We start from the raw sequence: 13,302 nt of genomic DNA on the forward strand, positions 1-13,302 counted from the left end.
GTCAAGAGTGGGCTTGAGGAAATGATCAGCGCAGGAAGCGCAGTCAGAGCGGAGCGACGATTCATTGAGTAAGAGATCACTTGGGTCTGATTGCATCGAGCGGCGGTAGATATCCCACGGCGGGAAAGTGTTCGGCCAGGAAATACCAATCCGGCACCTCCCCCTTCTCTCCTCCGACACGCCCAAGACCGGCCATCGTTCTCCCTGCGTTCGTGCTCACCACGCTGATCGGGAAAACCCACGGATCGGTGCACTGCATGGCCTGAACCCAGTCCTCCTTCGGATTCATCGGACTGGGCTTACGCAGACCCACCTCGCAAAAGGTCGCCTGGATGCGCCGGAATGCCGAATTGTCCTGCTTGCCCACCACCCCTGTTGCAAAGGCTTTTGAGAGTGCCGCCATCCCTTCGTTGCTGACCGTCGCGCTGCCGGGAGAGCCCGGTTTGTCCAGATTGGTGTCAACGCGGTGCCATTTCTTGAGGCCGCTTCTTTCGTCGCCCTCAAACACCCACAGCGTCAAGCTTTCGATGCAGTTGAGCGTCTTCATCTGTCGACTCAGTCGAAGCGGGATTTGGGTGTTTCCCATCGAAAACTGAGGAATGTCTCCAAACTCGAGCGGCTTGTCGATGTTGCCCTTCGCCGGCAGGCCGCTCATCACATGCAGGTAGTCCAGCGCCACGCACAGCCTTGGCTTCTCGTTGTATGCCTTGCCGTCCTCGATGCGGCAGCGGCGCGTGCTGACCTGGTTGATCTTGCCTGTGGTCGGTTCCAGCAAGGTGCCCGCAGGCGGTCGCCCTGTCCATGCACTGAGCTCACCATCCAGGTTCTGATAGCCAATCGGACCACCGCAACTGCTGACGATCAGGGCCGTCTGCGTATCGGCGGGCACGGTCTGCACCTCGTGAATCCCCGGGTCCGTGGCCGATACGACCTGGATGTAGGGCTTGGTATCCGGCCCATCGCTTTGCCACTCGACCTGATAGACGCCGCTGCGATGGCTATGGCCTGACAAATGCCAGTCGACCTGTGCACCGCCCTTGGGTCTGCGCCGGCCCGCACGCACGTAGTGTTCAAAGTAGTGGGCAAGCCCTCGCTCGCAGGTCCCCACATTGACGTGGTTAAAACCCGCGGGGTCATCCGGCAGGCCGGTCGCGCTGTTGTGCGGCCACAAGCGCGCCTGGACCAACCTCTTCTTCACGTTGCTGTACGGCTGTGGCTCATCAAAGCTCACGATGGTGAAGTGGCTGGCTACCGTAAGGCTTGCTTTGCTACCGGAAGCCTTGTACTTTTGAGCCTGGGAGAGCAACTCGAATTGCGCTGTGCTCCACGACTCTGTGGCGCGCGGCAAGATGCCCGCGCCTTGCCTGTCCACACCACCGAAGTCTTTCAGATATGGCAATTTGGTGGGATCGACCATTTCGCCCAGATTTTTGAAGTTTTCGTCGGTGCCCCAACCCATCGGCGCGATGACCTGGACGGTTCCTGCCGCACTGTCATCGTCGCTCTGGGCTCCATAGGCGACCACCACATCGGCCAACGGCGTGAACAGCGCGTAGAACCAATCGAACTGACCACTGTGGAAATTGAATCCCGTCAGAGCCTGCCCGTAGGTTGGACCATATGCCAGGCAGGCTTCGTAGATGGTCATGTTGTGGTCACGACTCATCCCTTCATTGGCTTTGCCTCGGGTCCAGTCGCTGGCTGATTCGATCTGCTTGCGGTGCTCTGCAAGTTCGCTGCCGTCCAGGGTGCCACGGGCCGTCTTGAGCGCCTTCGAGAGACCGTCGTTGAGGCCACCCAGCCTGTCCTCGGCAGCACGGGCGACCTGCTCGACACCTTCTACGCCCCGACCTGCCGCCTCACTTGGAGAAACGCCGGTGGCTGACTTGAACCAGCCGGATACCTTGTCGACGACGGTCCCCGCTCGATCACGCAAGGCACCGCCACTGCCAGTGACCGCGGCCCTGGCAATCTCGCTGCGTTTCGCGGGGTCGGCCGCAGTTTCCAGCACGCCCAGCTTGAATGCCCAGTTGGCCATGTCTCCGGCCTCCACCCGCGCGCTGATGCCGTAGGGCACCTGGTACGCCTCATGGTTGCCGCTGGTCATGAAGACGGGCAGGCTGTGCTTGCGGTACATCTCACGCACCAGGCTGAACACGAGCATGTCGTCCAGCCCGCGCGGGTACAGCCTCTTGCCGTTGGCCGGGTCATCGATGTTCGCCAGCAGGTTGAAGCTCTTCCATTGCTCGCCGATGGCCTTGTTGCCCGTCGCTTTTCCCGCAGCAACCTGCGCCGGGTTGAGGTTGCGGTTGAAATCGATCAGGTCGCCGGTGAGCAGCACCGCGTCGGCCTTCTCGGTCTTCTTGCCACCCAGAGCCATCTTCTCGAACAAGGCGCGCAGCGCATCGAAGCTGTTGCACACCTTGGTGCCGACAGGCGCATTCCATTGCGCGCCGGCCACATCGCCTTCGAGCACCTGGGCCATGCTCTTTCCCATCGCGGTATGTCGAACATTCACATGCACGTCCGACAGGTGGCCCAGCTTCAGAGGGCGTGCGGGCATGTACTTCACGGGGTGCCAGCTCTGCAGGCGTTCGCCCGAGCCGGTTTTTTGCGGCGGCAACTGGTTGGCCGTGGTGCGGGCGCCCTTGGACAGGTCGAACTCCTGGATGTTCGCGAAGTGGAAAGGGTCCTTGGCCGATTGCTCGCGCAGGAACTTGGCAATCATCAGGTCCTGCGGCTCCGCGTGCGTGGCGTTGGGCAGGAGCTGCTTGCCGGCGTCGTTGAGCTTGACCATCCAGGCAAAGCTCATGAAGCTGCCCGAATTGATGCCCTGAAACGGCGCGGCCTTCAGGTCGATCTCTATCTCGTAGATGTCGCCGCCTTGCAGATCCTTGTAGACCTGTGCCGCCATCGGTGCGATGGTGGCAAAAGGCCGCCGATGGCGATCCTTGATGAGCACCCCCGCTCCGAAGCGGCCGACGCGCCAGGCCTTGATGTGCTGCGGGGCCGTTGCACAGGTATTGCCATCGCCAAACAGCGTGCCGGTGGTCGTGTCGGTCTGGGTCCCCTTCTCCTTGATGGAGTAGAGCCTCAGATGACGGTCGACGAAGACATGCAGGTTGGGCGCAGGCGCGGGTATGAGACCACCTGCACCCGAAGCCGCCTTCAAGCTCGACTCGCCGACGATGAAGATGCTGCACTTGGTCTGCCCTTCTTTGAGCAGCAACGGCGTTCCCAGACTCGGATAAAGGATGAGTGCTGATTTGTCGACCGGGTCGCTGCAATCGCAAACACCCGGGATGCGGTTCTTGGCGGATTGCGCGTTGGCAGCGCTGCTGCCGAGGTTGGGAACGGTGGCCATGATTCAGCGAACTTCGGAGCGCGGGATGTGAAAGGGGTGTGCGGACACGGCAGCGAGACGTCGTTGGCGCAAGGGTTCGAGCAGTGCGTGCGAATGCAACGCCAGCACCTGCGGCGCCTCTTCGACCAGGCCTTGCCACACCGCGTTGTCGATGTCCGCAATGGCGGCACCGAGGCCTTGCTCGCCAGTTGCCGCGGCGGCAAGGATGGGCTGCAGCGCCTGCGCATCGGCAATGTCGGGGTGCAGGCGCAACCCCATGGCCAGCAACATGTATTGATCGGCCCACTCATCCAAGCCGAGGCGTCGGGCATCGTCGCGCAGCCGATGAGCCAGGTGGCGTTGCAATGCCGGTGCGATGTGATCGAGCTCGCCAGGCTCGATGTCGTTCTCGTGCACGGAAGCGAGAATGGTTTCTGCTGTGTTGAGCTGGTCGAGTGCCAACAGCAGTGCCTGGTCAAGCGGCAGTGGCTCGGCGCGCGGAGCCGCCCTATTGAGACTGGGCCCATGCATCGTGCGCGGTGAAAAATCAGCACGCCAGGCAGCCCACCAATGAAATGCCTGCATGAATTGCTGGCGATCCGCAGCAGGCCAGCAGCCGGGCATGTCCAAGCCGATGCGTGGGTCAAACCAGCGCAACACAGCACCGCAGGATTCGTCACCGTCGATCGTTGGGTCCGGTGGAATCAGGCCTTCGAGCCAGCTTCTCATGTGGTTCGCCAGATCGTCCAACGCGAGGGTTGAGGCCACCATGCTCAAGGCATGATGAACGCCCGCATGCAGGGCCAGGGTCTCCAGCAGAGCGCCCGAAGGCTGTACCGGAAACTTGATCAGCCATGGCCCCTGATCGGCCAGCTCGGATTCGGGCGTGCCCTCGAACAAGCGCTCCATCTCCAGCCCATGCGCTTGGACACCGAGGGCGATAGCCTCGCGATCGGCCATCTCGCATTGGCCGAGTTCGACCAATGCGTAGCGCGGCATGCTCGCACTGCAGGTCAGCAGCACACCCATGTCATGCGCCAGTGCCTGCGCGACTTCCTTGTTGAATGCCGCAGGCTCGTGCGGCGGCAGGCCGCCGTCGACCCGCGTCGCTTGTGGGGTTGGGTACGCTGACACGGTCACTGTCGGGGTGCCACCGCGGCAGCACGCGCTGCCGCCTTTGCCATGCACTCTTTGCACACGGCTTGAGGTAAACGCATCTCCGGCACCGGCAGGTTTTTAGGGCCCGTCGTGATATGGGAAGCCGCGTGCTCGCGCCAGATGCCCTTGGTGCCGTTCGCGATGCCTGTTCCACCCCAATGGGTGTAACTGGTACCGCCGTTGATGATCACTTCTTCCTTGGCAGTGATCGTGATCCTGTTGGCTTCGGCCTTGACGTCCAGTTTGGCCAGGATGTTGATGTTGTCCTTCAAGGCCTGAATGTCGATGTCGGAATTGGCGGCGATGAGCCGCATGCCTTTCTCGAAAGCGGCGATGCGCACCGCTTCCTTGGCGCTGACCAGCAAGCTCTTGCCCGCTGCAATGCTGGTGTGCGCCCCGCTGGTGATCGCATGATGCTCGGTGCTCACCAGGTGCATCGAACCACCCGTGGTGGCCTCGATTCCCGCAGGGCTGGCCAGCACGACATGCGGCTCGTTGAGTTCGGGGAATTCGCCCTCGGCCTTGTTGCCGCTGCCCGAGCCCTTGATCGCATCGTTCTGCGCCTTCAGGCTCTTGGTCACCTCGTCCTGGTCGCCGGCCTCGTGCGCCTTGGCCTGCTGCGCCGCTTCACTCAAGCCCTCGTGCAGATCCCGCCCCTGGGTCAGGCGCTGCACCGTCTCGCCCATGTCGGTGATGTGGGCCTGCGCGTTGGCGCGCGCCTCGGTGCTGATCAGGAGTCCGTCCTGGGCCCGGATCGCACCGTGGCCGTCCGTGCGCAGCTCGAAGCCCTGGCCCCGGGCGTCCTTGCGTCCTGCGTTGTCTTCGATGCGGGTGATGTGCCCCAGGCTCAGGGAGCTGCTGTCGTGGTCGCTCTTGAGCTGCGCCTGGATCTTGCCTTCGGTGTCGTCCAGCAGCAGGTGGTTGCTCTTGCCACCGGCCTCGTTGCCGCTGGCGCCCGCGAGTTCACGGCTTCTGAGACCCGTGAGGGCCTTTTGCTCGGGCAGCTTCCACGGCGGCATGCGCTGCGCGTTGTAGACCACCCCCATGACGATCGGGTGATCGGGGTTGCCGTCCAGGCACTGCACGATGACTTCCGAGCCGACGCGGGGCGTGGAGACGGCACCGGTCTCGCCGCCGGCCCACGGACTCATCACGCGCACCCAGGCCGAACTGCGCTCGTCGTTCTGGCCTTCGCGGTCCCAATGAAATTGCACCCGGATGCGCCCGTACTCATCGGTGTGGATGCTGCCTTCGGCGGACGGCCCCACCACGGTGGCGGTCTGCGGCGCCATCACGCGCTGCTCCACGCTGTGGAAACCGCGACTCGGCATCCATGCAACCAAGCGGCGGCTGCAGACGAAACTGTTCCTGTACTCGGCTCGCGACCCCTTTGGTTTTTCTTCTGCGGTAGCGGGCTCCTGCAGGTAGTTGTTACTCGCCCGGTGCTCCACCGAGAGAACGAGGAATTCGCTTTCGGAGCTTTCGCCTTGCGTGCGTCCGAAGTGGTCGGCCAGCCGGAACCAGCGCCCGGGCAGCACGAAGCGGTTGTTGCCCTGCGCCTCGAAGCGCTTGGCCTTCGCTTCGATCTCGCCGATGCGCCGACGTGCCACGCCTTCGCCTTCGAGCGAAGTCTTGAAGTGACGCGCACCACCGTACTCGTGCACCTCCAACTGGGGCACCTCGCCCTGCTGGTTGTTGCTGGGCATCGCGGCATGCTGGGGACGCGCGTTCTTGAAGTCGAAGGCACTGACGGCCGCTTGCGCCGAGACCAGCTCGCGCACCGCGCTCCACTGGCCGATGCCATCTTCTTCTTGCGCGCCACCTTCGTCCTGAAACCGGATCTCCGGGGACGAACCGTCCACGGCCTTGGCAAGCGTGCTGTCGTCGCACACATGCAGCGTGTGGCCCTCGGCCGAATGCTCGTACCAGTAGCTGTAGCCCGCCGCCTCCCAGCGGCGGTGCAGGTAGTTGTGGTCAGTCTCCCCGCCAGCCCCACCGCCCTGCACGGCCATCGTGTGAGGTGCGTCGTCGCCGCGGACGAGCCACTCCCATCGGGGCAGCACGCCGTAGTCGTTGAAGATGGCCTCGGTCTGCGCGCGCAGCGTCTGGCGATGGAACAGGCGATTGTTCGCGCGCAGCCTCAGGTACTTCAACCACGGGCCGAGCCGTGCTTCATAGAAGGCCAGGTTGCCATCCGTGCGCACTAGCCTGAACTCCAAGACGATGCCGGTGAAATAGCGAAGCGTTCCGTCGGGGCGCACCAGCTCGACGCAAAGCATCTTGCCCTGCAGGTCCTTGAGTGCCAGATCGGCATTGCTGCTCAAGAGCCCGGCCGTGAAATCGAAGTCGCGCGACAGGCCTTCCGAAGCAGAGAGGGTGTTGACCAAGAGGTCGGCACCCGCGGGCTCGCCGCCCTGGGGGAACGACAGTCGCAACAGCCGGTCGTGCTGACGGCCAGCGACAAGCTCCGCGAGACGATGGCCCGATGGGTCGCTCATCGGATGCGCCCGTGCAAGAACAATCTCGCCACGATATGGTTCACGCAGACCCCTCCCCTTTTGATTCTTGTTTTCAAGAAACGCGCGCCGTGACGCGTATTGCCCAATTGCAGCCAAACACATCAGGCTCGCTCCCGGCCCGATCATGTGAAGGTGATTGTCTTTCTATTTGATCGCTATTTTCTCACGCGTGCCAGAGGAGTTTTTGCAGCGCAACTACGAGTAAGCCATTGGTTTTCCAATCGAGAAATGAACTACTTCCGAGTTAAAAAGAGCACCTTATTAAGGTGCGAGATAGAACTTGGAACTGCCCATGAAACCCAAATGACAATTAAATCAAAAGTTCAAACTTCAATTTCGAACTCGTGAAGAAACGAGACGTGTCGGTGGTACAGGCTGCGTGCGACCTCGACGTGCACGAGAAGGTGCTGCGCAATTGAGTGCGCCCTGCAGCTTCAATCTGCTGACGCAACTCGGCCGCGCGAGCTCTGCTAGGTTGAGGTACTTCTGTGGCGAACCCTCGCAGATCCCGGAATGAGCGTTGAGCTTCTTGACTGCGGATTGATAGATTCGCTGCAGGCGTCGCCATCGCTCTCCATTTTTAATAGCTCGCCTTCAAAGCGAACCCTCTCGTTGAGGCGCCCCTAAGAAAGAAGTGGTGGGATTCTGCGGACGGCCATCTCACGACATTTGGTCGCCCCAATTCCCTTGTGAAAAAAATAGCGGCAGCGACCTCATAACGAGCCGCCCGAGCCTGCGCGCGCTGCGCCACCCCGACGCCCGTCACCGAGCACCACCGCTGCGAGCCGGCTCAGGAAGCCGTCGACGACACAACCGGCGACTCCGGCCGTTCGGCCTGCGGCGTCGGGACTCAGCCGCATTTTTTCAACCGTTTTCCGTGGCCAGAACCTGCCGGGAAACCACCGAATACCCAGAACAGGTGAGTGTGCTTGTTTACATTTGTCGCAAGAATGAATACTTTCATTCCCCAGGAAACCGAAGAGCCACAGAGCTCGGTCAGGGTGGGTTCTGGACTGCATGGTCGATTGGACAAATGTCGTCATCTCACTCGGTTTCCGCCTGCCCCTGCCACCCGCAAGACATGGATCGCCAGCCGCGCAGCGGGTGGATGCGCCTGCTGCCGTGGCTGCGCCTGTACCGCTGCTCAAGCTGCAACAGGATGCGGCTTCTGTCCAAGCAAAAGGTAGACAACGCCCGCCTCCTGCACGCGGCCCAGGTGCGCGCACGCGGGGGCTGAGCACGCCCGCCGGCAGCTTCCCTGCTATCATTTTTGCGTTCGTGCGCCCTGCGCGAACCGGGCCGAGGACGACCTCGGCCTCGCACTCCACCACCTTGCAAGGGACGGCCCTTCACTTCTCACGAAGTCCTTCATGGCCGACCTGCCCTCGCACCTTCCTCCTCCCGCGCCGCATGGCGCCCCGCCACGCCTGGTGCCGCCCGCCACCTGGGCCTTGATCGCCGCCGCCTGGCTCGTGGTCGGGCTCTTCGTCGCGTTCGGCGACAAATGGCTGGCCGCGCCGATCAGCCCTGTGGTGGCCGGCTGCGTTTTTCTTGCGCTGTTCGTCACCATCCTGGCCGCGTCGTTCGGCGTGGTGCGTGAAGCCGATCACCTGGCGCATCAGCTGGGCGAGCCCTACGGCACGCTGATCCTGACGCTCTCGATCGTGTCGATCGAGGTGATCCTCATTGCGTCGGTGCTGCTCGGCCCGGGCGAGTTTCCGACCATCGGGCGCGACTCGATCTTCGCCGTGATGATGATCATCCTGAACCTCGTGATCGGCATCTGCCTGATCGCGGGTTCGGCCCGCCACGGCGACCAGGAATACAACGCGCAGGGTGCGACGGCCTACGTGTCGATGATCGTGCTGCTGACCGGCACGGCGCTGGTGCTGCCCAACCACACGACCGGCGCGGGCGAGTTCACGCCGGTGCAGGCGATCGGCATGTCGGTGCTCACGGCCGTGCTGTACGGGGCGTTTCTCTGGATGCAGATGCGCAGCCACCAGCGCTTCTTCATCCAGCCGGCGCCGGGGCAGATGTCGGTGCGGGCGACCGCGTCCTCACCCGCGGCGCAGGCAGAGCACGCCAGCCTGGACAAGCACGCCGTGGTCGTTCGTTCGCTGCTGTTGCTCGCGATGATCCTGCCGATCGTGCTGCTCGCGCACTACCTCGCGGTGGTCACCGACTACGGCATCGCCGCGGCCGGCGCGCCTGCGGCCGTGGGCGGCGTGCTCATCGCCATCATCGTGTTCACGCCCGAGTCGATCACCGCCGTGCGCGCTGCGATGAACAACGAAATGCAGCGCGCCGTCAACCTGTGCCTGGGCGCCTTCGTCTCCACCGTGGGGCTCACGGTGCCGGCCGTGCTGGTCATCGGGCTGGTCACGGGCAAGCAGGTGCTCATGGGCATCTCGGGCGCGGAAACGCTGCTGTTTGCGGTGACGGCGGTGTTGAGCCTGCTGAGCTTCAACGGGCAGCGCACGTCGCCGATCCAGGGGCTCATGCACCTGATGCTGTTTGCGGTCTACGGGATGCTGCTTTTCCTGCCCTGAGGCCGCGCGAAATTCGCAGCCTCAACGCGTGACCGGGTTACCCCACGGTCTGCGCCTTCGCACGACAGGCGGACGCCCCGGCGAGGTACCTCGCCCTCTCCACGGCCTCCCCCGCCTGCGCCATGCCCTCTCGCCGCCCCCGTACGGACGCCGATTTATCCGCATGCAATCCAATGCAAATATAGTTACCAAATGTTAATGGAATGCGATTTCAATTGCTTCTGAACACCAAAGTAGTAATGTGAACTCGTCACACGTTGTGGTCTCAGGTAAGAAAAATGTATTCCAATCTGTCACAGCCGGGCTTCGTCGTCTCCACTGCGATCTCTCGCGGTGCCTGACATGGTTCATGCACAGGATGCATCCCCATGCGAGTCCACGACTCCGCCCCCCGCATCGACGCCAGCCTGGCGGCGGATGCGCTCATGGTGGGACGCATGCGGCTCGTGCTGTCGATTTCGGCCCTGCTGGCGATCACGGTCGACGCCGCCGATAGCCGGAACCAGGTCCCCGCGGCCGTCTGGCTGGCCTTCCTCGGCTACATCCTTCACAGCCTGCTGATCCACATCTGCACGGCGGTGGGGCGGCCCTACTTCCAGGGCAAGGCGATCCACTGGTCCGACGTGCTGTGGTTCACGTTGATCCTCGCGGTGACCGACGGCACCCACAGCCTGTTCTTTCTTTTCTACTTCTTCGCCATCCTCACCTCCTCGTTCCGCTGGGGCTTCGAGGAAGGCGCCCGCGTAACGATCGCGTCGGTCGTCTCGTTCATTGCCTGCGGGCTGGCCACGGGCACCGACGACATGCCGCAGTTGCTGATGCGCACCGCCTTCCTGCTCGCGCTCGGGCACATGATCGTGTACTGGGGCGGTTCCAAGCTCGCGCTGCAACGGCGCCTGGCGCTGCTGGGCGACGTGAGCCAGCTGTCGAACCCGCGCTTCGGTGCCGGGCGCACCATCGCCCGCACGATGGAACGCACGCTGGCCTTCTTCAGGGCCAGCCATTGCATCCTTCTCACGCGCGACCGCGCCACCGGCACGTGGCTGCTGCGCACGCTGCACGAGGACGACGACTGCGAGCAGGTGAGCATCGAGACCATCGGCCGCCTCACGGCATCGCCGCTCATGGCCCTGGCGCCCGACAGCATCGTGCTGAGCCACCGCCTGCCCTGGCCGCTGAACCATCTTCGCGCGCAGAACCATGTCTTCGAAGCGGGCGCCACCGCCTGGCGCACCGCCGACGAAGAAGGCGCGCAGCGCTGCAGCACCATCGCCGCGATGCTGGAGGCGCGCGCCTTCATCAGTGCGCCGCTGCCGATGCGTCTGGGCGAAGGCCGAGTGTTCATCTCGTCGCGCGACGGGCGGCTCGGCAAGTCCGACGCGCTGTTCCTCGCCCACCTCATGGCGCAGATCTTCCCGGTCATCGAGACCATCGAGGTGCTCGACCGGATGGCCACTGAAGCCGCGTCGACCGAGCGCCTGAAGATCGCGCTCGACCTGCACGACACCGCCATCCAGCCCTACATCGGCCTGCGCATGGGCCTGTGCGCGCTGCGCAAGCGGGCCACCGCCGACAACCCGCTGCGCGAAGACCTGGACAAGCTCGCGGACGTGGCCGACGGCGTGATCGCCGACCTGCGCCGCTACGCCGGCGAAGTCAGGCACGGCGCCAACGATCCCGGCGGGCTCGTGCGGCCCCACCTCGAACGCCAGGCCGCGCGGATCAAGGGCCTGTACGGCATCGACATCGACATCGTGATGGCCATCGACGCCCCGCTGCACCTGGACGACCGCGTAACCGCGGAGCTGCTGCAGATGGTGAGCGAAGGGCTCAACAACATCTGCAAACACACCCATGCGCGCCACGGCAGCGTGCGCATCGACTGCAAGAACGGCCAGCTGGCGTTGTGCATCGAGAACGACGCCTGCCAGGAAAGCTTCACCGCCTTCCACCCCCGCTCCCTCACCGAGCGCGCCACGGCCCTGGGCGGCCAGGCGCATGTCGACCGATGCGCGAATGGCGGCACGGCGGTGCGGATCGAAATCCCGATCTGACCGCGCCGCAGACACTGGAGGAGTCCGTCATGCAAACCCTTGACCATCCCGACCATCCCATTGCCGTCCTGCTCGTGGACGATCACAAGACCATGCTCTGGGGCCTGTCGAAACTGATCGACGGCGAACAGCCGCGCATGAAGGTGGTCGGCACGGCCAGCTGTTGCGACGAGGCGGTGGCCACCGCGCAAAGCCTCGCGCCCGACGTCATCGTGCTCGACCTCGACCTGGACGGCCACAGCGCGCTGGACATCCTGCCGCGGCTCCTGGCCAACGAGGTGTCGCGCGTGATGGTGCTGACGGCGGAGAAAGAACAGCGCACGCTCGACCTGGCGGTGCTGCGCGGCGCGCGCGGCGTGGTGGGCAAGGACGCCTCGGCGCAGCAGCTGCTCGACGCCATCGAGCGCGTGTTTCGCGGCGAACTCTGCGTCGACGCGCAGACCATGGGGCGTGTCTTCTCCGAGCTCACGGCGGCGAAGAAGCCGTCAAAGGCCGACCCCGACACGGCCCGGCAGGCCACGCTGACGCACAAGGAACGCGAGATCATCCGCATCGTCGCGACGGGCTGCGGCGCCTCCAACAAGGCGCTCGCCGAGCGTGCCTTCGTCGCCGAGCACACGCTGCGCAACCACCTCTGCGCGATCTACCAGAAGCTGGGCGTCACGAACCGGCTCGAGCTGTACATCTACGCGATCAAGCACCAGCTCGACACGCTGGCGGCCTGAATCGCTGAGGCGATGCCCGCGGCGCGGGCGCGCCCGTCACTAGTGCCCGGCCAGCATCGGCCCGATCACCCGGATCACCCGGATCACCGCCGGCGTGAGGATCACGAGCGAGATGCAGGGGAAGATGCACAGCACCAGCGGCAGCAGCATCTTGGTCGGCACCTTCGCCGCCAGCTCCTCGGCGCGCACTTGGCGCTTGTGGCGCAGGTCCTCCGAGAACACGCGCAGCGACTCCCCGATGCTGGTGCCGAAGCGGTCCGCCTGGGTCAGCATGGTCGCGAAGGTGCCGATTTCTTCCACGCCGGTGCGCAACGCCAGGTTGCGCAGCGACTTCTCGCGCGTGCCGCCGGCGCGCATTTCCAGGTTGGTCCAGTGCAGCTCCTGCGCAAGCGCCCGGCTCTTGATCTCGATTTCGTCGGTGACCTTGGCCAGCCCCGCGTCCAGTCCGAGCCCCGCCTCCACGCACACCAGCATGAGGTCGGCAGCGTCGGGAAAGTTCTCGAAGATCTCGCGGCGCCGCGCGCGGATGCGCAGGCGCAGCACGAGGTTGGGCAGGTAGCAGCCGGCCAGCGCGGCCAGCGCGAGCCACAGCAGCATCGTCATGCCGCCCGCCGACCCCGTCGCGCGCAGCATGAGGAACGCGACGACCGCAAAGCCCAGCGGCAGCAGCGTCTTCAGCCCGAAGTAGACGAGGTACGCATCCGGATGGCGAATGCCGGCATTGAGAAAGCGCACGCGCATCGGCGACAGTTCAGCGTCGCCGGTCGGCGACGACAGCTGCGCGAACGGACCGACGAGCTTGACGGCGGTCTCGGTCCAGGCCGACTTGCCGGACGGCATCGCCACCGCCTGCAGCCGCTGCGCGGTGCGCGTCGGGGACAACCACGCCGCCAAGCCGATGACGGTCAGCGACACGGACAGAAAAACCAGGATGGGGAACAGCAGGGCCAT

At 64.2% G+C, this 13,302-nt stretch carries 7 protein-coding genes; 3 read left to right on the plus strand and 4 right to left on the minus strand.

Annotation, left to right across the window (positions count from 1 at the left end; all coding sequences use genetic code 11):
* Window positions 1–76: 76 nt before the first annotated feature.
* From IG196_RS18780 to IG196_RS18790, 3 genes are read right to left on the minus strand one after another with little or no spacing between them, the layout of a single operon-like run.
* Complete coding sequence (locus IG196_RS18780; RefSeq protein WP_192192321.1) at window positions 77–3,364, minus strand: metallophosphoesterase; 3,288 nt, start codon at window positions 3,362–3,364, stop codon at window positions 77–79.
* A 3-nt stretch (window positions 3,365–3,367) separates the two neighbouring features.
* Window positions 3,368–4,477, minus strand: coding sequence for a DUF4123 domain-containing protein (locus IG196_RS18785; protein WP_192192322.1), 1,110 nt, complete (start codon window positions 4,475–4,477; stop codon window positions 3,368–3,370).
* A 2-nt stretch (window positions 4,478–4,479) separates the two neighbouring features.
* Window positions 4,480–6,999: a type VI secretion system Vgr family protein gene (locus tag IG196_RS18790; RefSeq protein ID WP_192197075.1), complete on the minus strand. Its 2,520-nt coding sequence runs from the start codon at window positions 6,997–6,999 to the stop codon at window positions 4,480–4,482.
* 1,391 nt (window positions 7,000–8,390) lie between these two features.
* Between IG196_RS18790 and IG196_RS18795 the strand changes: the two genes are divergently transcribed.
* From IG196_RS18795 to IG196_RS18805, 3 genes are all read left to right on the plus strand, one after another.
* On the plus strand, window positions 8,391–9,572 hold the full coding sequence (locus tag IG196_RS18795) for a calcium:proton antiporter (protein ID WP_192192323.1): 1,182 nt from the start codon (window positions 8,391–8,393) through the stop codon (window positions 9,570–9,572).
* A 368-nt stretch (window positions 9,573–9,940) separates the two neighbouring features.
* Complete coding sequence (locus IG196_RS18800; protein ID WP_192192324.1) at window positions 9,941–11,626, plus strand: sensor histidine kinase; 1,686 nt, start codon at window positions 9,941–9,943, stop codon at window positions 11,624–11,626.
* Between the two features lie 29 nt (window positions 11,627–11,655).
* Window positions 11,656–12,351, plus strand: a complete 696-nt coding sequence (locus IG196_RS18805) for a response regulator (protein ID WP_192192325.1) — start codon at window positions 11,656–11,658, stop codon at window positions 12,349–12,351.
* Window positions 12,352–12,390: 39 nt separating this feature from the next.
* On the opposite strand, the gene IG196_RS18810 is transcribed toward IG196_RS18805, so the two are convergent.
* Window positions 12,391–13,302 (minus strand): type II secretion system F family protein, encoded by a 912-nt coding sequence (locus tag IG196_RS18810; protein WP_192192326.1) that lies wholly within the window; start codon window positions 13,300–13,302, stop codon window positions 12,391–12,393.

Origin of the sequence: Variovorax sp. 38R, from assembly GCF_014843395.1 — a bacterium.
Taxonomy (GTDB): domain Bacteria; phylum Pseudomonadota; class Gammaproteobacteria; order Burkholderiales; family Burkholderiaceae_C; genus Variovorax; species Variovorax paradoxus_H.

Coding starts and splice junctions, on each gene's coding strand:
- IG196_RS18780 (WP_192192321.1), bottom strand. CDS start 3,364: ATGGCCACCGTTCCCAACCTCGGCAGCAGCGCTGCCAACGCGCAATCC.
- IG196_RS18790 (WP_192197075.1), bottom strand. CDS start 6,999: ATGAGCGACCCATCGGGCCATCGTCTCGCGGAGCTTGTCGCTGGCCGT.
- IG196_RS18795 (WP_192192323.1), top strand. CDS start 8,391: ATGGCCGACCTGCCCTCGCACCTTCCTCCTCCCGCGCCGCATGGCGCC.
- IG196_RS18800 (WP_192192324.1), top strand. CDS start 9,941: ATGCGAGTCCACGACTCCGCCCCCCGCATCGACGCCAGCCTGGCGGCG.
- IG196_RS18805 (WP_192192325.1), top strand. CDS start 11,656: ATGCAAACCCTTGACCATCCCGACCATCCCATTGCCGTCCTGCTCGTG.
- IG196_RS18810 (WP_192192326.1), bottom strand. CDS start 13,302: ATGGCCCTGCTGTTCCCCATCCTGGTTTTTCTGTCCGTGTCGCTGACC.